This is a genomic window from Nocardia sp. NPDC049190, from assembly GCF_040648115.1.
Lineage (GTDB): Bacteria > Actinomycetota > Actinomycetes > Mycobacteriales > Mycobacteriaceae > Nocardia.
This window is the reverse complement of the sequence record NZ_JBEZDE010000006.1, coordinates 103609-126119: the sequence shown is the minus strand read 5'-3', so window position 1 is coordinate 126119 and position 22511 is coordinate 103609. Positions and strand designations below refer to the sequence as shown.

The following is a 22511-nucleotide window of genomic DNA, read 5'->3' as shown; positions in this document are numbered from 1 at the left end:
GCTCGGACTGCGGTGCTCGCAGGTCGCGCATCAGAACGCCTCCTTTGTCTCTAGGCAGCCCGGCGACGCGGTGGTCTCGCCCTCTTGGACCAGAGTCATCGTGATTGTGGTCCGGTCGGATGGGGGAGACCGCCTGGATTCGTGGTGCCTCAGATCGAAGTCCAACGGCGGGCGCCAGGTGCGATTCAAGCCTGGCCTGCGACGATGACGAGCGGAAGGAGTTGAATGTTGACAAAAGATCTGTCCACAGGAAGCACCTATGCTGTGTGGAATGCTGGTCAGGACGGAGAGGGGCCATGGATACCGACTTCCAGACGGCGCTGACCGCCCGTGTCGCGCACACACAAAGCACCGCGCGGATTCCGAGTCTGACCGTCGCGGTCGGCTTCAGTGGCGTCCCGATGGCAATCGCGGCCTCTGGCTACGCCGACGTCGAGAACCGGACGCAGGCGACGGACCACAGCCGTTACCGGATCGGTTCCATTACCAAGACGTTCACCGCGGCGACCACGCTTCTGTTGGCCCGGCGCGGCGTGCTGAACCTCGATGCGACCGTCGATCGGTACCTTCCCGGCACGCCATTCGGGCACATCCCGCTACGGATGTTGCTATCCCACAGCAGCGGCCTACAGCGGGAAGCCCCACTGGACATGTGGGAGAGCATGCAAGGACCTTCGTCTAGCGAGTTACGTGAAGCCTTCCAACACGTCGAACTGATCGCCGAGCCCGGTCAGCGCTGGCACTACTCCAACCTTGGCTACGCCGTGATCGGCCAGATCATGGAACGCGTCAGCGGACAGCCCTGCCAAGAACTGATCGAACAAACGGTGCTCGGCCCGCTCGATCTGAGCCAAACAAGTTGGACGCCACCAGCGAATGCAGTTGTCGGATACAGGCTCGATCCACACATCGACGCCGTACATCGAGAGCCTGTGATGGATCAGGCGGCGATCGGTGTGGGTGGCCAGATGTGGTCCACTCCAGGCGACCTTCTGCGTTGGGGACACGCCTTAGCCGGAGGCGAACCCGACGTACTTCCGGTCGCTGTCGTCGACAGCATGCACACTCTGCAAGTTATGGCGGACACTTCATCGTGGACGCGTGGCTGGGGTCTGGGACTCATCCTGCAACGCCGCGGCGACCGTGTGCTGGCCGGGCATACCGGCGCGATGCCGGGCTTCCAGTCAGCACTGTTCGTGCATCGAAGTAGCACGGTTGTTGTCGCGGCGCTGGCGAACGTCACCCGGGGACTAATGCTCGCTGACCTCGCCGGCGAGCTCATCGAAGAAGTCCTCGTCTCCCTGCCACCCCAACCGCCCCGCCATTGGGAGCCCGCACCCATCTGCCCGGAAGAGATCCGGCCGCTTCTTGGAAGCTGGTGGGCGGAAGCCGACGAGACAGTATTCCGATGGGAACACGACGGCCTTCACGCCAGCTTGGCCACCGACCCGGCCAACAGCGACACGCGTTTCGCGGCCGAAGCCTCCGGACGGTTCCGCGCCGTTGACGGCAGGCTGGCAGGCGAAGTGCTCCTGGTAAGCGAAGGCACGAAGGGAATCGAAATGCGCTGGGCAACTTACCCGCTCACGCGCATGCCTCGATGAATGCCTCCAGTCGATCTGTGGTCACAGACACCACAGGGTCGCCGCAGCCACGCAACTCGAGGTCGATTGAGCGAAACATTCGCGCAACTCGCGGGGTGATCGAGTCGACGGCCACATAGTCCAGTGCCTGCTCTACGATCGCTGCCGCCACGTCGTATTCGCTCATTCGGAGCTGCGCCTCGGCCTGTTCGAGCTGCCAGATCGTCCGGTTCCGCACGAACATCGTCGGGCTGGCCGAGTCCTGCTCCCGCAGTGATGCAATCGCTTGCCGTGGTTGTCCGAGATCCAACAGGCACGAGCCGCGGTGTCCGGCGAGAGCTGAGTCGTCGAATACTTCCAGCCACTCCGGGTCCGGCTCGCCAGGACGATGGCGAGACAGCTCGGTTTCTGCCTCGGCCAACATCTGCTCGCAGAGCGCGGCCTCGCCCATTCGGGCGTGGGCGCGGGCTGCCATCGTTGTCACGAATGCCGTCAAGCGCCGATTACCGCTACGACGTGCCCACGACAGCGACGCGTAGGCTTGCTCGGCGCCCTGGGCTGGATCACCGCTCCAGGTGCTCATGAAGCTACTGTTCGGACCGCCGACGAATGCGACCAAATCCAATGCCCCAGCCCGATTCGCGATCCGTCGAGCGCTGGTGAACGAGCGCTCGGCCAGCGTGACGCTGCCTCGATCGAACAGCATCCACCCGGATAGCTGATGCGCTTCGGCGATAGCGCGCAACAGTAACGTCCGCTCGGCTTCTTCGACCTTCGAAACCACTGCCTCTGCAGCGTCCGCGTGCGCGACAAGCTCGTCAAGCTGTTTGGCCGCCATGGTGTGGTCTGCTGCGCGAACATCGGCGATGAGACCTCGGAGCGACGGCCCAGCACGATCAGGATCCAGCGATGTCGGCAGCGTTCGCTGTCGTGCGACCTGAGTAAAGGGTTCAGCAAGCTTCCTCAGCTCACCATCCGCGCCGAGTACCAGGTCGACCCGATCGATGAAGTCGGGCTGAGGACGACGCTCGGCCTTCTCGATCCTCGCCAAAAGGTCGTGGCTGACCAGCAGCAGCGGGGCAAGCTGCCGCAACGAGAAGCCGGCTGCGTTCCGACGGGCGCGCAGCTCGGCTCCGAACAGCGCCTCTGCTGTCTCCCGTGGATCGAATCGATGAAGGGCCACACCCACTTCGCAATTATTACCTGGTAAGACGCAGCGCACCAACGATCATGGCTGTGTAGCAGGCCGAATTTTTTGGGGGGAGAAGCCCGTACTTAACGAACTGGTCATCGACGTCGTCCAGGGGCCTCCATCGACCACCGCCACGTTCGGCAGCTGGGGGTGGGAGCAGCGGGCAGCTCAAACCACCGAAACTGGCGCAGATGGACCCACATCAGCGGTTGCTCCTCGAAGTGACCTGGAGTCGCTCGAGGACGCGGCATAGTGCCCGCGGAGTTGGCAGGTGGGTCAAATCGGGGTGTTCATTGGCTCGGCCCGCGCAGATCGGCGGCATGCGAGTAACCCGAGATGGATGCTGCTGAAGGCTATCTGTAGGCGGGTCGTCGAATCCATCGCATCGTCCCGGCAGTCGACTGACGCCGGTTCCAAGGGGTCGCGACACACGTTGAGAGGCCGATCGGAGCGCCCAGCAACTGTGATCTATCCCATGGTTTGCGAATAGATTGCTGTGATTCACATGCGTAATAGGAATCATCAGCACCAAGGTATCCGCGCTCGCCCCGCAAGTGCTGCCGAAGGCCGGGATCCGCCTAATATCCTGCGATACATAGACTTTGCGACATTGCGCTACGCCAGGGCCTGTCTGTGTGGTAGATCGGTCCAGTACGGCGACCGGGTGGGTCATGAGTCTCGGCGGAGCCGGCGGTAGTGCGGCCGGCCCGATTGAGTCGTGTGCTTGCCGGTTGCATCGATTGGCATGCCGCCAGAACTGTTGTCCCGCAATCGATCGTGCAATCACAATCATCCCCGACGCCCGGTCGCAGGTAACTGTAGAGCCGGGTCGCCGACCGTCGCTGCAGGTTAGCCGGGGTTGAGGTGCCTATGAAAAGTTCCGCAGCATCAGAGCAAAATTGGACTGCATCCGGATGGCCGCTACCGCCTCAATGTCGTTTTATTTCAGGCAATCACACTGACTGAATGCGCTTCAGTCCATCTTGCGTGAAGTGCAGTTTGCGAAATCGAAGCTGCCTAGCAGACGCATACGCCCACCTTCGACGCAAGTGCCGCACTTGACCATGCGACTGTCGGTGGGGGATGTCCTGCGAATTGGACCATTTCACTCGCATAGCGCCTTGGGCTGTTACATGGGCGATGGCGAATTAATTGAATCTTGATGGGCTGCATACAATTTCGCACACTAGCCGTGATGTCAGCGCTGTACCGAACCTCAATCAGGTTGCCCCGGTGTCAAAGTGGAGAATCAATCCTGAACGGGAGTCCAGGTAGGGGCGGAGGAGTCCGTCGGTTGTGACGCATTTAACATAGCGATTGTCTCCGGTATAAATCGCTTGAACTTGAGCTAATTTGTCCCGTTGCTACTCTTTGCCCGATTTGTGACGCCCACTGGTGGGCTCGGGATTGGTGGAGTGTGATGAGGTTTCGCCATAGCGGCCGCGCTTTGATGCGTTGGCTGCCTTTTTGTTGGCATTGCCTGCGTGCGGTTGCGTGGTCAGCTGTATTAGTTGTGGCATTGATCGCAACGCTGACGCAGGTGATTGGTTCGCCGGAGGCCGCCGCGGCGCCGCGAGCGAAAAATCCTCGGGATATGCCGCTGATGTTGTCGAAGGCTGTTTCGAAGACTCCCGTGAATGCCAAGCAGTCACCGGCTCCGGAAGCAGTTTTCACACCATTGCTCGATCCTGTTAAGGCTGCCGGGGCGAGTGGTCTCGATCCGAAGACGTCGAAGGAGTCGGCTCGAACCGAGAATTCGGTCGAATTCACCAACAGCAATGGCAGCAAGACGATGGTGCTGTCGCAGGTACCGATCAGTGTGCGCAACAGCAGTGGTGGTTGGGATCCGATCGACACCCGGCTCGTGGCGCAGCAGGATTCCAAGCGGGTCGCCGCGGCACGGGTGGGGGTCGGGATCGATTTCGCCGAGTACGCCAACGACCCCGGCTTGTTCCGTGTGAACCAGAACGGCACCCCGGTCACGCTCCAGTTGAGGGGGGCGGGCAAGGCCGGCCGCAAGGTCACCGGGTCGACCGCGACCTATCCGGACGCGCTGCCTGCCGCGGATCTGACCTACGAGGTTTCCGGCGGAGCGATCAAAGAGTCGATCATTCTGAAGTCCGCGTCTGCGGTCGGTGAAGGACGCTGGGTGTTCACACTGAACACCGGTGCGTTGACACCGACAGTGGTGGGCGATGCCGTGAAGATCACCGATAAATCCGGAAAAATGGTGGCTTCGCTGCCACCGATCCAGGTGTGGGATTCCTCCGGCAACACCAAGGACATGAAGCCGTCGGCACGTACTGGCGGCGCCTACGCCCTGACCCGTGACGGTGACGCATGGCAGCTCACGGTGACAGTCGACAAGAAATGGTTGAATGACCCTGCCCGGAAGTTCCCGGTGGTCATCGATCCGACCTACACGTTCGGATTCGGTCTGCAAGCCGAGGCGATCGCCTACCGGCAGGGCGCAGCCGCGTGCACGGTCGAGGACGACTGCGGTATCCGGACCGGTAACGCGAGGACCGCACTGGGCCAGAACGCGTTCTGGCGCTCGGCGATCCGCTACAACCTCGCGCCGCTGGCCGGCAAGACTGTCACCGGCGCCCGTCTGGACCTGAGACTGCTGGCCCCGCTGGCGGAGATGAAGCCCGCCTCCAAGTTGACCCTCTACCAGGCCACCAGCCCCCTCGGCTACGGCGCGCTCGGCCCGGAGTTGGCCTCAGCCAGTATCGGCGAAAACGGCTCCCTGGCTACGCCGGCACTGACCAAGCTTGTCAGTGACCGTGCCGCAGCCACCGACAAGAACGTCTGGTTCATGGCGGGTGGCACCGAAACCGACACCTACTCCTACAAACAGCTGCAAGCCGCGCTGATCATCGACTACAGCGACGGCGCCAACCCCACCCCTGGTCCGCAGGTGAACCTCGTCGGCCCGACCGACGACTCAGTGATCGCGACCGACACTCCCACGCTGGAGGCCAGTTCTGCGGCGGCTGGCACCCTGTACTGCTTCAAGATTTCTACCGGCTTCGACGGCCGCTCCGGCAGCGTGGTCGACTCCGGCTGCCTGAGCACACCGAAGTGGACGGTTCCTGAGTACGTGCTGCACGACGGCGGCCGCTACAGCTGGACCGCGGCGACCGTGCCATCCGGCGGCGCAACTCCCACACCGTCGAACTGGGTCGGGCACTTCACCGTCAACAAACGCATCGGTCAAGCGGGGCCCGCACCGACCGACCCGGTAGGGCCGGTCACGGTCAACCTGTTCAACGGCAACCTCAAAACCGAGGCCGCAGGGCCGGTGTTCGAAGCGCTCGGCGGTTCCGCGGGAGTGACGTTCGCGTACAACTCCCGCCAAGCGGCAGACGCGCACGGTGTGCGGGCGTCCTACTTCAACGACGCCGACCACAACGGTGCCGCGGATCCGACGTCGGTGATGGTGCGCAGCGAAGCGCAGGTGAATCTGGACTGGGGCAATATCTGGAGCGACGTGTCGGACAATCTTCCCTGGAAGGAAGATCCGATGCCGGCCGCGCTGGACAAGCAGTGGTTCGTCGTCCGGTGGGAAGGCTACTTCCGGGCACCGGTGACCGGGGACTTCAGCTTCGCGGGCTCACACGCCGACGGCGCGAAGATCTGGATCGACAACAACCTCGTCTACGACAACCCGAACACCGCCACCCTCAGCACCGATTTCGCCCAGGCAACTGCCAAGAAGAGCACCGACGTGTCGCTGACCGCTGGGCAGCGGGTGCCGATCAAGATCGAGCTGTATCACCGCTCGACCAGCAAGCCGCAAATGGTGTTGTGGGCCAAGAGCACCACCGGTGCCAGCACTCAGCGCACCCTCAACCTGAATCCCCGGATCGTGCCGACGGACTGGCTGTTCGCCCAGGACCCGGCGCCGCTGCCGGGCGGATGGACGCTGGGGTTGATGGGCAGCGACTACACCGACGCCGAGATGCTCGACGGGTCGGTCGTGCTCACCGACGCCTCGGGCGGTAAACACACCTGGGCGAAGTCCTCGGCCGGCGGCTACACACCACCGAAGGATGAGGACGGAGTTCTCGCTATCGATGCCGGTGGCCGGATCTCGGTCACCAAGAACGGCGTGGTGTCGGTATTCAACGTCGACGGCACCCTCGCCGCGGTATCGACGGTGGCCGACAGCAAGAAACCAGCATCACTGCAGTACCTCTACAGCGGCACACCAGCCCGGTTGACCCAGATCAAGGACCCGGTATCGGGCCGTGCGCACACCCTTTACTACAACACCGACAACAGCAACAACTGCTATGGCGGGGCGTCCTTCCCACCAGGTACATATCCGGCGCCGGCTCAGAAACTATGCCGAATCAAGTACTGGGACGGCACCGAAACCCGGCTCTGGTACATCGTCGGCGCTCTCGGTCGAATCGAGAACCCCGGTTCAGAAATTCGCGACTACAGCTACCTGAACCTAGATGCCGCGAAACTCGACTACGACCAGGCCGGCAACGACACCGAGAAAAAACAGAAGGCCATGGACCGGGTCGGGTCCCTCAACGAGCTTCGTGACAGCTTGGCTGTCGACTGGCGAGCCACGCAGGCATCGTTCTCCGGCAACACCGAACGCACCCTCATCGACTACGACGCCTTCGTCGACGACCCCCAAAGACCGCCACATTCCCGAGCGATCCGAGTCACCGCACCGTCGGCAGACGGCCGCACCGCCGCACCACGAGTCGCACACAGCTATCGCTACGACATCCCCGGCAAAACGGCATATGTCGATGTCGCCGGGATCAATAAGGTCGGTGTCCGCACCACGACCTGGGACGATGCCGGTCGCCAACTCACCTCGACCGACGCCGTCGCCGACACCGTCCGCACCGAGTGGAATGCGAAAGACAAGCTGACCGCCAGCGTCGACACGACCGGGCGCCGGTCGACGGTGATCTACGACCACGCGGACCGGCCGACTGACGGGTATGGTCCCGCTCCGGGCGATTGTTTCAACGGACAACTGCCGAAGCCGGAATGCGCACAGACTATGCCGCACACCCACAAGGGGTATGACGAGAACCTGGTCGGGTTGGAAACCGCCTTCTATGACAACCCATTCCTGGCGGGTGTCCCGAACGAATGGTCAACCGGTGTCGGCTCCGCCGACGGCAGCCTGACACGTGTCTGGGGAGCGACCCCGCCGGTCGCGAACAGCAGTGGCTGGTCAGGCCGATTCATCGGCGAGGTCAAGTTCCCCAACTCCGGTGAGTACAAGCTGGGTTTTACCGTCGTCGACGGTGTCCGGTTGTGGATCGATGATGTGCTGATCGTGGACAGCTGGACCGACAAGGCAACCACCGCCGTTATCGGCGCCTACACCAATGCCGCAGCCGGTAGCTGGCATCGCATTCGGGTCGACTACTACAACCGCAGCGGCACGACCGGTGCACTCGATTTCACCTGGACACCACCGGGTACCGGCACCACTGTGACCGTGCCGGGCCAGAACCTAGCACCCCGCTACGGGCTCGAAACCAGCCTGGTCGGCGAAAACACCTCTGGTGGCGATGTCGAACGCGCACCGTCGAAAGCGATCACGACCGGATACTCCGACCCGACCAACGGGATCGACCCCGTATTCGGGCTGGCGGTATCCAAGACAGCCGACCCGGGCGGCATCAATCTGAACAGCCGCGCATTGTTCGAGCGGCCCGGCCAAGGGTTCCTCCGCCAACTGGCCGCAGCGATGCCCGCTGGCGACCTCGCGAACCCCGACAACCGCGGCACCTCTACCTACTACGGGGACAGCGAAACCCGCGCGAACCCGTGTGACACGAACTCAGCTGCCGTGCATCAGGGCGGCCGGGTCAAGACCGTCCGCGGGCCCAAGAACGCAGACGGGACGGCCAACATTCTCGAGACGGTGTACAACGCCGCAGGACGTATTGTCGCCACTCGGACCAACACTGAGCCGTGGTCATGTGAGAGCTACGACAACCGTGGCCGCACCGTCAAGAAGTCGTTCCCAGCGATGGGCGACCAACCAGCCCGCTTGATCACCTATGACCACGCCGTCAACGGTGATCCACTCAAACTGAAGGTCAGCGACGACAGCGGATCGACCACCAAAGTGATCGACCTGCTCGGCCGGACCACGTCCTACACCGACGCCAACAGCATCACCACCGCGACCGGATACGACCCTGCCGGGCGCAAGACCAGTGAAACCACCACAATCAAAGGTGTCACCTCCACACTGAACTACCACTACGACGACGCGTCCCGCCTCACCCGCCTGGATCTGGACGGGGCCACCGTCGCCACCCCCGGGTACAACGCAGGAATCCTCCAGAGCGTTGCCTACGGCAACGGATCCAACCTCGCGATCACCCACAACGACGCCGGCTCGACGGCTGCCTTCACCTGGCAGGTGCCCGCTTCCACGGTCACAAGTGCGGTGACCCGCTCCCGTGATCAACGCATCACCGACGAAACCATCACCGACACCGCCAACGGAGGCCCCAACTACAACTCCGCCTACGCCTACGACGGTATCGGTCGCCTGGTCGCGGCCACCGTCCCGCACCACCAGCTCACCTACACCTTCGCCAGTGACAACGGCTGCGGACCGAACAAGAAAGCAGGGTCGAACACCAACCGCACCACCTCCACCGACAGTTTCGACGGTGCCCCAGCGACCACCACCAACTACTGCTACGACGACGCCGACCGGCTGTTGTCCACCAGCGGAGCCACCACCCTGTCGTTCACCTACGACAACTACGGCAACGCGACCAAAGTCGGCACCGACACCCTCGGTTACGACTCAACCCTCCGGCACATGACCACTACCACCACTGCAGGACGCTCGGTCACCTACACCCGCGACATCACTGACCGCATCATGATGCGGTCAGTTAAGGACAACGCCAATCCCTCCGAGGTGACCCGCTACGGCTACACCTTCGACTCCGGCGGCCCCGACTTCGTCCTCGACAGTTCCGCCAACCTGCGTCAGCGTGTACTCAAACTGCCCGGCGGTGCAGTGCTGACCAAAAACTACGCCCAGAACAACACCACCAACTGGTCCTACCCCAATATCCACGGCGACATCCTGTTCACCGCCGACGGCACCGCCACCCGCACCGGCCCCATCCACCTCTACGACCCCTACGGCCAAAACATCGACCCCGTCACCGGCACCTTTGCGGATATCCCCATCCCGGCCACCGCCGAGGGCGGCATGGACTTCGGATACCTCGGCCAGCACACCATCCCAATCGAACACATCGCCACCCAGCAAGCCCTCGAGATGGGAGCCCGCACCTACCTGCCAATCCTGGGCAGGTTCCTCCAAACCGACCCCATCCCTGGCGGGTCAGCCAACAGCTACGACTACGCCAACAGCGACCCGATTAACACCTTCGACCTCACGGGGAAAGTGGCTACACCCCACCCGGGATTCAATGAGAATGGCGGCGGGGGCGGCGGCGCGGGGATGTTGCTTCCGAGCCTTTTAGGCGTGGGTGCCGGCATCCTAGGAACATTGGGCATTGGGGGGGCGCCCAAGTTCCACAGCGAATCCCAGCCTGACCAGCCACCGCCGCCAGCGCAATCACCAGCACCTACAACGTCGAGGCAAATCGACCCGCAAGCGCAAAGAATCGCAGACCACGCGAATGAACGAGCCGCACAGGGAGAGGGCTCACACTACGTGCGCGGAGTGAAACCTGAGGATCTCCCCGAATATGTTGATAAGGTCCTGAATCGGGAGATTAAAACAGAGGAAAGGCACAACCTGGATGAAGGTCGGTCTGCGTATTGGGATCCCAATACTGACGCCGTTGTTCTGGAACATCCAGACGGAGGGGGAAGTGTATTTACCCCAAAGGGTGGGCACGACTGGTTCACGGATGTACTGCAATAACCTTAAGGAGATGGAGATGGTTCCAGACCAGTCCGATCGGGAATTTGTTTTAACCCCTAAATCCTTCAATATAATTCGACAGCTTCTGTGGCAGCTAGACGAAGTTCGGCCCGAGCCTCTAATCCAGCTAGGCTGGAATACTGAGACCAGGGATTTTCTAATGCGACTCGCCCGGTCAATGCCGGGAGCGCTCGGACCGGAAAGCCGAGCACGAATCATTATCGTACCTGAGGAGATCTTTGACCCTATGCCACAGGGGCGAACCACCGCCGCAGCGGGGAGAATAGACCCCACTGGCGATATTGTGAGATATGTGCCCGAGTATATCGCGAACATATGGCCAGCCTTGCTGGACGCAGCTCTCCATGCCTTGGGAGACAGCGAAGCGCTATATCGTACGGGATGTCCTGCAGATGATATCCGAGATGCTCTAGCCGAGTTTCAAGATATTACGCAACAAGGAGCGACCGGCGGAATGCCGGAGCGCGTTCCGGTGAAACACCCAATGGGTCGAATTACGCCAAATAATTCTACCGAACAGGGCGCCCTCGACTCGATCAAATCCCATCCGGATAGAGGGGAAGAAGTCCCGGTGGTTATGGGGATTATGAATTCCTTTATGAATGACGGATGGGTCAGGATGGAGTACGTGGAAGAAGCTGTTATCATCCGCTATCTCTACCATCCGCGGACTGGCATCTACAGTAGCTTCGAGTTCATGGATCGCGAGTGAGATTTCGTGCGGCGTTCTGGCATCGGTGCACCAGGAACGCGCCTCGGAGGGACGTCACTCAAGGAGAGGGTGAGAAGCGATGAAGGTCATGTGCATCGGGTCGCTCGGCAGCGACCTTCCAGAAAGAAGGATTCAAAACTCTGGAAATACACCGAGCACCGCTTTTTCGGTTGTCGTCGGTGCCAGGTACACCGTACGAGCAATGGCCTTGTGGACTAGTGGCTTGGCAGTCATGGTAGTAAGCAAACATGGGTGGCCCACATGGTATCCCATGGAGCTATTTGTTGTTGTCGATGGTGAAATTCCTTCGGGATGGGAATTCGCCGCAGTCGAGAGGATGGAGGGATCCGTCTGCGCGCTTTGGGGATACCCAGCACTAATTCGAGATCCTTATCACCACGATGACCTAATCGATGGGAAGAAGTCGGCGCGGAAGACTTTCCTTCAGCAGTCTGGAGTGGGCGGGTTCAACGAGGAAACAAAAATGTTTTTCGACAATAGCTGACGATGATGAGTCAGCCCTTCGTCAGTGGCAATCTGGATGAACGGGGTTATGCCAACCTTAATGCATTCAGTAGCTCCTATGTGGCATAGCGAATAACTCGCAGCTGTGCCGAATAATCCCAGACCTTCCGGTGTCGAAGACTGACAGAAATTCTGTTGGACCCGTTCGCGTTTTGGCCGAGTAGTTGTGTCGATAACTGGATTCGTCGATGATCTGGATTGCGAATACCGGAGCGGTAAATTACGTTTCAGACAGGCAACGACTATATTCCCGGTGTTGTAGCGCCGTGGTTGTTATGAAAGGTTTGTTCGCTCAATGGGCAAGTTTAGTGCATTCTCGGCCGGAATTGTGGCTGGGGCTTTGTTCGGAACGCTTGGGTTGCCGGCTATGTCCGCGATTGCGGAACCTATTCCGCTCACGCAGCACTCCTACGTGGAGCCGGTCGATCACGGCTCGGATGGGTCCGCGTATTCCGGTCCGGTGGATAGTGGGTCGTCGTTCTCCGGGCCGGGGTTCTCGGGTTCGTCGACCAGTGGGTCGTCGGGCTCGTTGAACACTGGGTCGCAAGACGAAGCGCAGGGCAGTGGATCGGTGGAAAGTGCCGTCGGCGGTTTCTTCGGCCGGATCATCCGCGGTGTCGTGACCGGTTCCTGATATCCGAACCATCACCACTGCGTGGGGTGTTTGTCAGGGGCTGACCGCAAGCGAGCAGCCGGCGGTGTAACGACCACGTTGAGCGGAATGGCTGCGCGGAGCCGCAGCACACCAGTCAGTTCGTCATTTGTAGTACACGCCCGTGTGGGCCGACGACAGGTCCCTCCTTGCAGGCCATCGGGCTGCGGAGTGGCTCGTCTCCGAGAAGAAAGCAACACCTAGTGCGACCATCCGATAACAACGAACCTGAACCCGCCTGCGACGATCCCGAGGCGACCACAGCCATCAGCATCCCCGAAGATGCCTTCCACGATGACGATGACGATGACGATGACGATGACGATGACGATGACGATGACGATGACGATGACGATGACGATGACGACGAAGAGGTTTCGGATGACGAGGTCTCCGATGTCGACGAGACTTCCGATGAGGAGGTGCTGTCACCGCTCCTCCGACGATGGCAGCGCCTGACCGCATATATCACGACCGGTGATGTGCGTCGGCACTTGCCTTACGCAGCAGTTGCGGCAGTCGTGATCACCGCGGTGGTCGGGGTGTGGCTCGCGACGGTGAACAGAACGGAAGAGACCGACGCTGTGAGTGATGCCGCGTCGTCGTCGGAAGTGTCGGCGACGCAGAGCTTCGACGACATCTCGCAACTGTTGACGGGCGGCTCGAGTGAGACTACGTCGCTTCCGACGAGCGAGACGAGTTCCGTTTCGGAGATACCGAGTGATGTACCTCTTCCGGGTGAGGACCCGAACGCCGCGTTCAGTGATCTCGAGTTGCCGATCTCCCCGACCACCGTGACGGTCACGGATACGGTCCCAGTCGAGACCGGCAGCGACTACCCGGTCGTGACCGAGACCACCACCGAGGTTTCGACCGAGACCAGCCCTCCCACCACGATCACCGAGACGCCGCCCGCAGGGCAATGGCCCAATATCTCGATCAACGGTGGTGTCTCGGTGCAAGCAGCCCAGCCGGATACTTCGCAGGCTACGGCGGGCCAGCCGTCCACTGTCACCGTGGTCGTCACGCCTGGCAAACCGTCCACCGTCACCGTGGTCGCCCCGCCTGCCACTACGACACCACGACCGACGAAGCCGCCGACATCCAGGCCGCCTGGATGTCGTCCGACGACGACCACCAAGACAACGAAACCCCCTTCGACGACGACGATCGCGCATCCACCGACAACGACACGTCCACAGCGCACAACGACGCCACCACCGACGTCGAAAAGGCCGACCACCACGACGACGGTCCGCCCATGTGGGTAGCTGATGCAGGTGAACTGCCGGCCCTGTCATGGTGGCGACGGTGAGATTCGAGGGATGATGCAGAGCGCATACACGCCCGGCACGTGTGGGCGGCGAATAAGTGCAGCCCGAATCGCGCTGCTGGTGCCGGCATTCGCGGTGGTTGCCGTCGTAGGCTGCGGCGGGCCGGATCACGAGGCCGGGTTGGAGCCGCCCGGTGCCGGTGAACCGCTGCCGGCTATCCAACTCCTCGCCGACGATCGACACTCGGACCCGCTCGGGGATTGGGCGCAGCACCGCGCCGACAAGTACGGGATTCCAGTGCGGGCGCTGCGCGCCTACGGATACGCGGCGGTGGTCTTGGCGCGAACGCAACCCACCTGTCACCTCGGGTGGACCACCCTCGCCGGGATCGGCCAGGTAGAGAGTGACCACGGCCGACACCGGGGCGCGACGATCGCGACCGGCGGTATGGTGGCGCCACCGATCCGGGGTATCGCGCTCGATGGAACCAACGGCACCGCACGAATCGTCGATCGCGACGCCACTGCCAGCACCGGACACACCGTCTACGCGCGGGCAGCGGGGCCGTTCCAATTCATTCCCGACACCTGGAAACGCTGGGGCGTGCGCGCCGACACCGACTACCGAACCCTGGCTAACACCGTAAAGAACGCCAAACCTGTGGTGTCGCGCGAGTTATCGGGCAGCCCGGACAACATCGACGATGCCGCACTGGCGGCGGGCCGCTACCTCTGCGCGGCCGGAGGTGACCTGGCAACCTCAAGCGGCTGGCGAAAGGCCATCCTGGCCTACAACCACTCCACCACCTATGTCCGCCAAGTCCACGCAGCAGCAACCAGCTACACCAGATGACCCCGCAAAGTCTGCCGCTCCACCGCCTGACAGCGACAACCCTGAGCCGACCGCCACGATCGGCGGTGCCATAGCGTCATCTCACTGATGAATTCGACATCCTCTCTCGCTATCTTCGAAGAGACGTGGGTTTTCGACCTGGCTGATTTATCGAATCAGGCAGGGCCGTTCATCTTGCTGGCTTTCCTCGTTCGAAGCATCGCCGCATGAGTTTAGTAAAACTATATGTGAAGTGTTTTCCACCGGTTTACGAAAAACTTTGGACTGTGAAGCGGATTCACTCTGTCTGATTTGTCAACCGCCCGGAATCGTGTTAGAAATTTACTGCCGGAGCGTTTATTTCCCGGGTCGCGATCGTCGGTGGGGACCAAAGGATCGTGACATTCTTGATGAGGAGAAATTTCATGAACAAGTTTCGTATGGTCGGCGCTGCCATTGTGGCGGCGGCAGGTCTGATGATCGGTGTAGCGGGTGCGGCCTCGGCCTCGGCCGCGGAACCGGCGCCGACCACGCCGAGCGTCAGCACCGGCTCGGCGAAAACACTGATCGGCCTGCTCGCCACCGGAAGCGCTGACGGGGCAAAGACCGTAACGGAAAACGTTGCGTCCAACACGGGTTCGTCCAACGCTGGTTCGTCCGGGACCGGCTCGTCGCTCAGTGGCGGTGCCACAGTCGGCGTCGGCCCCGTCGCCGCGGCCCCGCTGTCCACCGGCAGCGCGGGCACTGGCAGCGCGGGCACTGGGAGTTCCGCATTGTGTGTCGTCACGCCAACCACACCCGGCTGCGTGAAGTAGTTGGTTGGGCGCTCCGACGACGAGGAGCGCCCAAACCAGCGCTCGGCGCTGCTCGAGCATTTGTGGCGAGGCCCCGATATCGAGTCAGTCCGGTGCTGGACGGTATGGATGGCTGCCGGTGTTGGGCTGGGGCCTCACTCACCCATGTTCGTGGGTTACCGAGTGGTAGGTTGCCTGCCCGGTCTTTCCGACAGTGGTGGGAGGCCCCGGTGTTTAGTGAGCGTACGAGCGTTGGGTTGGACGTGCACGCGCGTTCGGTTGCGGCAGCGGCAATCGTGCCTTGGATTACGACCAGCGGCATCACCGTGTGGTCCGCAGCGCAAGTGCGGCTTCGAGTTTGGACACGAATCGTGCGAAATGCGGATCGGATTCCGGTAGGCCGAAACGGTCGATGTCCCACCAGCGCCCGCCGTCGAACTCGCGCGGATCCAAGTCGCAATCCTGGGTGCGGTCACCACGGATCACGTACCAGAGGGAGATATCGACGTGGCCGTCGTGGTTGTCGAAGACCGAAGTCACGGTCAACAACACCGGATCGGTGCCGACAATGCTGAAGTCGGCTTCGACGCCCATCTCCTCATGCGCCTCACGCTGGGCCGCCGCTAGCGGATGCTCACCGGGATCGACGTGACCACCAGGTGGCAGCCACAGCTGCGAAAGCCGGTGTCGCCCAAGGAGGACTCCGCGACCGTTCGGGTCGACGGGGACGACGTAGGCGACCAAATGCGGTGACGGCGTCGCGGGTTTGTGGCGCCGGAAGATGTCGTCGGTCGCGGCGAGCCAAGCCAGCGTGTGATCGCGATGCTGCCGTTCGAGAGCGTCGAGCGGCGTGATGCCCTGGACGATCTCGGCGACGACAGCGGTGGCGGGCTCCATGGCCCAGGACCATAGACGTCGGGTCTGACAACTTCCGAAGGGCCAGCTATCCGGTCTCGATCACCCGACGAATGTGCGCGACAACCTCACTGAGTTCGTTGATGTCCGCCCGTTGCGTCCATTGCTTGACCAGCGCATGAGTGAGAACCTCTGGCCGTCGCGCCAAGTGCTCGGCGAGTTGACCGAGTCAATACTCGGATCGAGAGGAAAGAGACGAGAGGGGAGAGCGATCACGGAAATCTGCGGTTCACCCATCGACGGGGGCAACTTCGGCAAGTTCGTTGTTGCCGCCGACGGTCAGGACCTGCATCCCTGCGTTTCGGGCGGACTGTATGCCGTCAGAGGCGTCGTCGACGGCGAGGCAAGCCGCAGGGTTGGCGTCGAGTCGTCTAGCTGCCTCGAGGAACGTGTCCGGGGCTGGCTTGCCGTGTGCGACGTCGTCGCGGGTGACGATGGCGTGGAAGAGATCGCGCAGGGCTAGCGCGTCGAGTCCGGCGTTGATGAGCACGGACGACGCGCCGGATGCGATTGCGCATCGGAGGCCGATGCTGTTGGCGTATTCGGCAAGACCGATGACGGCGGTGTTCGGTCTGAGCGTGCCCGGTGTTGTCGATGCGAGTAGCGCCCGGCGGCTGTCCGCGATGATCTGTTGGAGCGGCAGGTGCTCGGCGCTAGGGAGTCGGGTGAGCAACTCGTAGATCGGCAGTCCGCAATGGCGGCGATACCAGTCTTGTTCCATAGTGACCTGGTGTTGAGCCAACGCGTCGCACACTGCTCGGTAATTCCGCAGCTGATTGTCGACGATGGTGCCGTCCCAGTCTAGAATTACTGCCTCCCGGTCGGTCAGGACCTGGCGGAAGAAGCTGATGGATTGCGTCATTGGACTTACCGAGCCAGATTTGCTCCAGCGCTGAGTGCGGCTCGAATGTTGTCGAGGCACGGGAAGATCACTCCATCCTATTCGTCGGGTTTGCCGGCCTGTGCGGCGATGAGTCGGCGGAGAACTAGGTTTTGGCACCTGCGGCAATTGCGATGGCGCCGCCGTAGGTATGCAGGTAGCGGTGTCCCGCGACGTGGGTGACAGCTTCCCGCACTGGTGTCTCGTTCGTACTGTTCAAGTGATGAATCCCGGCGACGGATCGACTGACGCACATGGTCATCCGGCGGTCTGCGGTTCGGTTCATCGCCCTCCATGCTGTCGCCCCGTCGCAGTCGCTTCGATCGTGATCCGGGCGAGGTCATCGAAATCCACCCGGAGGGTGCCGTCCGACGCGTCGAGCCAGTTGCGCAATTCATCTCCAGGGCCGGGTAGCGCGATCAGCGACCCAATCACTGTCCGCGCCGCGAAGTGCTTGAACAGTGCGTTGTCCCAGGGGGTTTTGGGTGGTGCGGCGTTGGTGATGAACATCAAAGACCCGGTCCGCACATGCTCGATCGTCGGGGTGCGGAGGTCACGCCGCCGCAACTCTTCGCGGACGAGGTCGGCGAGGGGCCGAAGGATGCGAATCCCAGCGACCGCTCCAGCGCGGAGGATGATCCGGTCGTCGCCGAAGGCGACCTCGACACTGCCCATGCCATTGATCTCCTGGTAACGAGCGGCCAGCTCGTGAACCATGTCAGCCGCAGACACCGTGGTCGTCACCGCTCGCCTCCGGATCGGGCCGAGCGCAAATCGTTCACCCTGCCCCTGGACCTGATGAGCAGCAGGAACAGCTCGACGACCAGAAGAACAGTCGTGACGAGGTTTCGCGGCGACGGAGGGTTCTTGTCCGGCATTTCTCCATCGGCGAGCACGTCACTGACCATCAGGTGCCGAGCCCGATTCGGCGGCGACGCCACCCCGGCGTCTGCCCGCGCTGCGCCCGGCGCTGGCGCATTGTCAGCTATGGCGGCGTCGATGGCCGCGCACAGTTCGTGTGCGATCAACAGATGGCACTCCTGGATTGTCGAGGTCGTCGGAGCATCGACGGCCACCACCTCGTCACATACCTCGGCCAGCGCGTTTCCGGTCGGCCCGGTCAAAGCGAAGGTGAGCATCCCCAGCGCGTTCGCCTCGACCGCCGCGGCCAGTACGTTGCTGCTGCGCCCCGATGTTGAGATCGCCATCAGCACATCACCTTCGCGGCCGTGTCCGCGCACCTGCCGCGCGAAAACCTCGTCAAACCCATTGGCGTCGTCGGCGATCGCGGTCACTACCGTTGAATCGGCGGTCAACGCCAACGCCGCCAACGTTCCTGCTCGGACCGGCCCACCAGCTCGGCCACCAGATGCTGCGCTTGGGCCGCCGACCCGCCGCTCCCCGCCACCAGCACCCGCCCGCCTTGCGGTAACCGGCTGGCCAGCAACTGGCCCCACAACCTGACTTTCTCCAGGTCTGCATGCTCTAATGCCGCGGCCAACGCCGCGACCCGATCGAAACCGGATTCCCGTATGCGCGTTTGTCCAGCTCGATCATCCATAGCGAATCTCCCTGCAAGTCAGTTGATTTGAAGCTAAGAACGATGCTGCGTCGATATCCGCTCAACATCACCGATCGGTTACTCAGGTCCAGGCGCCCACACCCGCAGACCCTCGATCGCGTCGAGGTCGCGGAGAAACCTCTCCCGCTCCAGATCTCTGCCCGCCGTCAAGTGAACTTCGGACGGGACGACGATGTCGCGGGCGCAGGTCGACTCGATCGCCTGCGTCAACTGCCACAGTGCGCCGGTTCCCACGCCCGTCTCGCAGAAGATATTTGCGAGGTCGAATCCGCTCAGGCCGGCGAGATCGCGCAGCCGCCGTTTGACGTCGGTCTGGTGGTCGCCGAGCAGTTCCTTGCGCAGGTGCCCGAACATCAACGACGATTCGCGGTCCATCGTCAGTCCTGTCTGAAATCAACAAGTCTCGTCATCTCCACCTCCTGATTAGTGCGCTGAGCGTCGCTCGCGTCGGCGACGGACCCGTGGTGATCGAGTCGACGACGCACCGATGGGCGATCAACGCCGACGGCAATTCGCGCGGGTCGCAAGGACCCACGACCCGGCTCCCATCGTCGATCCCGACACCGTCAACCCGACTGAGCGCCTGGTGTGGTTTTCACCAGTCGACGAAGCAATCGCCACGAGGAGAACCGCCCGGCCAACGGACAGGTGTTTCGCTCGCACTCAAGACCATGTGAGGTGACGCGCACCGCCTGGGAGGCCGACCGATTCCCTCTAGGAAATGCGGCACGCCGTGAGACAAACCCGGGTGTAGCCGCCTTTAGACAAACCGGAAACGCAAATGGTCGGCGCGCGGGCAAGATATAGCCGACCTGAGAACCTGCTGGCGGATCGGTTAGCCCCCTGGACGCGCAGGCGCTGTTCGAGGCTGTTGAGTGGATACGTCCGGTCGAGATACTCCGCTGTGCACGCTACGGCGTGAGGATCTGACCGATAAAACGGCGAACTTCCTGCAGCGCGGATGCTGTGGCGAGCGGATCGGTGCCACCGCCCTGCGCGATGTCGGGCTTACCACCTCCACCACCTTTCATGATTTTGACCGCTGTCCGAACGAGATCTCCGGCCTTCAGCCCACGTTGACGACCTTGTTCGCTCACTGCGGCTACGACGATCGGCCTGCCGTTGGCGAGTGCTGTCAAGATCACCGCAGCCGGTCGACCTTCCATGTGATCGCGAATCTCGAGCGCAAGACTTCGGAGGTCCTCGCCGTTTGCTGGATCCGGCAGATCCTCGGTGACCACGCTGACGCCGCCGATGGTCTCGGAATCGTTCGCGTACTGCATCGCCTGCTGACGGCGGTGAAATGCGCGAAAACGCTCAATTTCCTTCTCAGCGTCTCGGAGCTGATTCAGTAGCGTCGATACTCGATCGGCGATCTCGGTCGTGGGTACATGAAGCAGGTCAGACACCGAGACCGCGAGAGCCCGTTCGGCAGAGAGGAATTGGAGCGCGTCGATGCCGACGTGGGCCTCGATGCGCCGAAGACCCGAGCCTACCGATGATTCGCTGATCAGTGTCAGCGGACCTACCTGCGATGAATGTGTCACATGCGTTCCGCCGCAAAGCTCCCGAGACCACTGCCCGCCGATTTCCACCACGCGGACGGCTTCGTCGTAGGCCTCGCCGAGCAGCGCGAGCGCGCCCATCTCGCGGGCCTTGGGCAGGGGCATGTACTCGACTGCCACCGGAAGGTCTCGGCGAACCGCCAGGTTGGACACCTCTTCGATCTCGCTGCGGGTCTCCTGTGAGAGAGCTCCGGTCCAGGAGAAGTCCAGTCGAAGGTAGCCGGGTTTGTTATAGGAGCCGCTCTGTAACGCGGTCGGGCCGAGGACCTGGCGAAGCGCAGCGTGAACGATGTGCGTCCCAGAATGAGCTTGGCGGGCACCGATGCGCCACTCTGGGTCGACCTTGGCGAGGACGTTCTGTCCCTCGGTCACTGCGCCGCTTCGGACACGTACTTGGTGGACCCACAGTTTGCGGGCGACCTTCTGTACGTCGAGCACCTCCAGGTCGGTGCCGTCGGCAACGATGAGGCCGGCATCGCTGTCCTGACCGCCGGATTCAGCGTAGAGCGGTGAGCGGTCGAGAACGATCTCGACAATCTCCCCTTCGGTAGCCGCAGGAATACGCTCGCCGTCACGGACCAGGCCGCGGACGACAGCCTCGGATTCGAGTTCGGTGTAGCCGGTGAACTCGGTGGAGCCGAGGGCGAGCAGATCGCGGTAGACACCGCTGTCGCCCTGTCCACCAGTCTTTCGTCTCACCGCGTCGGCCTTGGCTCGCGCACGCTGCTCTTCCATCAACTTGCGGAAGCCTGTCTCGTCGACCGACAAGCCCGCCTCGGCCGCCATCTCCATGGTTATGTCGATCGGGAAGCCGTAAGTGTCGTGGAGTTGAAAGGCCTTGTCGCCTGGCAGGACAAGACGATCGCTGTTGCGTACTTCGGAGGCCGCCAGATCGAAGATGGTGGTCCCCGCCTTCAAGGTCTGGACAAACGCCGCTTCCTCGGCCACAGCGATACGGTCGATTCGCTCGTGCTCGCCGATGAGTTCTGGGTAGGTAGGTCCCATGACCTGAATGGCTTTCGCGACGAGTTCATCGACCACAGGGTCGGCGGAGCCGAGCAGACGCATCATGCGGACCGCGCGGCGCAGAATTCGCCGAAGAACGTATCCGCGGCCATCGTTGGACGGTGTGACGCCATCGCCGATCAGCATCACGCTGGTAAGGATGTGATCGGCTACCACGCGAAGTGAGACGTCGTTCTTGACGCTGGCGCCGTACTCGGAGCCGCTGAGGGCAGCCGCCAGGTCCAGGATTTGACGGGTCGTGTCGATGTCGAAGATTGTGGGGACATCCTGGAGCAGCGCGGCCATACGCTCGAGCCCGAACCCGGTGTCGATATTCTTCGAGGGCAGATCCCCGAGGATCGGGTATCCCTCCTTGGAGGGTCCTTCGCCTCGGATGTTCTGCATGAACACTAGGTTCCAGATCTCCAGGTAGCGCTCGTCGTTCGCGACGGGGCCGCCATCACGACCGAACGCGGGACCGCGGTCGAAACAGATCTCCGAGCACGGGCCGCAGGGCCCAGGCACTCCCATGGACCAGTAGTTCTCGGACATGCCGAGGCGTTGGATCCGGTCAGCGGGCACTCCTATTTCGTTGCGCCAGATGTGCTCGGCCTCGTCGTCATCGAGGTACACCGTCACCCACAGCTTGTCGTCGGGCAGCCCGAGGCCGCCGTCGGCCGCCGACGTGGTCATGAACTCCCAGGCGAACGGAATCGCCTTCTCCTTGAAATAGTCACCGAAGGAGAAGTTTCCGAACATCTGGAAGAATGAGCCGTGACGACTCGTCTTGCCGACTTCCTCGATGTCGACGGTTCGGACACACTTCTGAAGGCTGGTGGCCCGCGCATACGGTGGCGGCACATCACCCAGGAAGTACGGTTTGAACGGTGCCATCCCGGCGTTGATCAGCAGCAGGGTCGGGTCCTCAGCGATCAGTGGTGCAGAAGGCACCACCGTGTGACCGCGATTCTCGAAGAACCGAAGGGCACGGCTACTGATGTCGGCCGTATGCATGGACGCCTTCCTAGGGTGGGTGTGGGTTTGCTGCAGTCGATAGGTGCAGCA

14 protein-coding genes and 2 pseudogenes are annotated in these 22511 nt (G+C 62.2%); 7 read left to right on the top strand and 9 right to left on the bottom strand.

The window, feature by feature from the left end:
* Positions 1-119 precede the first annotated feature (119 nt).
* Positions 120-1604 (top strand): serine hydrolase domain-containing protein, encoded by a 1485-nt coding sequence (locus tag AB0B25_RS07890; RefSeq protein ID WP_357176231.1) that lies wholly within the window; start codon positions 120-122, stop codon positions 1602-1604.
* Here AB0B25_RS07890 and AB0B25_RS07885 read toward each other — a convergent pair.
* Together AB0B25_RS07885 and AB0B25_RS07880 are read right to left on the bottom strand one after the other, a co-directional pair.
* A complete protein-coding gene (locus AB0B25_RS07885; protein WP_357176456.1) occupies positions 1585-2367 on the bottom strand; it encodes a hypothetical protein in 783 nt (260 codons plus the stop codon). The genes AB0B25_RS07890 and AB0B25_RS07885 overlap by 20 nt on opposite strands.
* Positions 2368-2601: 234 nt before the next feature.
* A pseudogene (locus tag AB0B25_RS07880) lies at positions 2602-2766 on the bottom strand (helix-turn-helix domain-containing protein); the annotation flags it as partial.
* Between the two features lie 1522 nt (positions 2767-4288).
* Between AB0B25_RS07880 and AB0B25_RS07875 the strand changes: the two are divergent.
* The 6 genes from AB0B25_RS07875 to AB0B25_RS07850 all read left to right on the top strand — a co-directional run bounded on the left by AB0B25_RS07875 (position 4289) and on the right by AB0B25_RS07850 (position 15520).
* Positions 4289-10690: a PA14 domain-containing protein gene (locus AB0B25_RS07875; RefSeq protein ID WP_357176229.1), complete on the top strand. Its 6402-nt coding sequence runs from the start codon at positions 4289-4291 to the stop codon at positions 10688-10690.
* 10 nt (positions 10691-10700) lie between these two features.
* Complete coding sequence (locus AB0B25_RS07870) at positions 10701-11423, top strand: hypothetical protein (RefSeq protein ID WP_357176227.1); 723 nt, start codon at positions 10701-10703, stop codon at positions 11421-11423.
* An 892-nt stretch (positions 11424-12315) separates the two neighbouring features.
* Entirely contained in the window at positions 12316-12582 is a 267-nt protein-coding gene (locus AB0B25_RS07865) for a hypothetical protein (protein WP_357176225.1), read from the top strand.
* A gap of 221 nt (positions 12583-12803) precedes the next feature.
* On the top strand, positions 12804-13871 hold the full coding sequence (locus AB0B25_RS07860; protein ID WP_357176223.1) for a hypothetical protein: 1068 nt from the start codon (positions 12804-12806) through the stop codon (positions 13869-13871).
* A 54-nt stretch (positions 13872-13925) separates the two neighbouring features.
* Entirely contained in the window at positions 13926-14726 is an 801-nt protein-coding gene (locus AB0B25_RS07855) for a murein transglycosylase (RefSeq protein WP_357176221.1), read from the top strand.
* Between the two features lie 404 nt (positions 14727-15130).
* The gene (locus AB0B25_RS07850; protein ID WP_357176219.1) at positions 15131-15520 is read left to right on the top strand and encodes a hypothetical protein; all 390 of its coding nucleotides are present in this window, start codon (positions 15131-15133) and stop codon (positions 15518-15520) included.
* Positions 15521-15820: 300 nt separating this feature from the next.
* On the opposite strand, the gene AB0B25_RS07845 is transcribed toward AB0B25_RS07850, so the two are convergent.
* From AB0B25_RS07845 to alaS, 7 genes and pseudogenes are all read right to left on the bottom strand, one after another.
* Entirely contained in the window at positions 15821-16396 is a 576-nt protein-coding gene (locus AB0B25_RS07845) for an NUDIX domain-containing protein (protein WP_357176218.1), read from the bottom strand.
* A 247-nt stretch (positions 16397-16643) separates the two neighbouring features.
* Positions 16644-17276, bottom strand: a complete 633-nt coding sequence (locus AB0B25_RS07840) for an HAD family phosphatase (RefSeq protein WP_357176217.1) — start codon at positions 17274-17276, stop codon at positions 16644-16646.
* A gap of 300 nt (positions 17277-17576) precedes the next feature.
* Positions 17577-18038, bottom strand: a complete 462-nt coding sequence (locus AB0B25_RS07835) for a hypothetical protein (RefSeq protein ID WP_357176215.1) — start codon at positions 18036-18038, stop codon at positions 17577-17579.
* Entirely contained in the window at positions 18035-18466 is a 432-nt protein-coding gene (locus AB0B25_RS07830; protein ID WP_357176433.1) for a hypothetical protein, read from the bottom strand. The genes AB0B25_RS07835 and AB0B25_RS07830 overlap by 4 nt, the downstream gene beginning before the upstream one ends.
* A 3-nt stretch (positions 18467-18469) precedes the next feature.
* A pseudogene (locus tag AB0B25_RS07825) lies at positions 18470-18855 on the bottom strand (SIS domain-containing protein); the annotation flags it as partial.
* Between the two features lie 78 nt (positions 18856-18933).
* The gene (locus AB0B25_RS07820; RefSeq protein ID WP_357176213.1) at positions 18934-19251 is read right to left on the bottom strand and encodes a hypothetical protein; all 318 of its coding nucleotides are present in this window, start codon (positions 19249-19251) and stop codon (positions 18934-18936) included.
* 536 nt (positions 19252-19787) lie between these two features.
* Positions 19788-22460, bottom strand: a complete 2673-nt coding sequence (alaS, locus tag AB0B25_RS07815) for an alanine--tRNA ligase (protein WP_357176211.1) — start codon at positions 22458-22460, stop codon at positions 19788-19790.
* Positions 22461-22511: the final 51 nt, after the last annotated feature.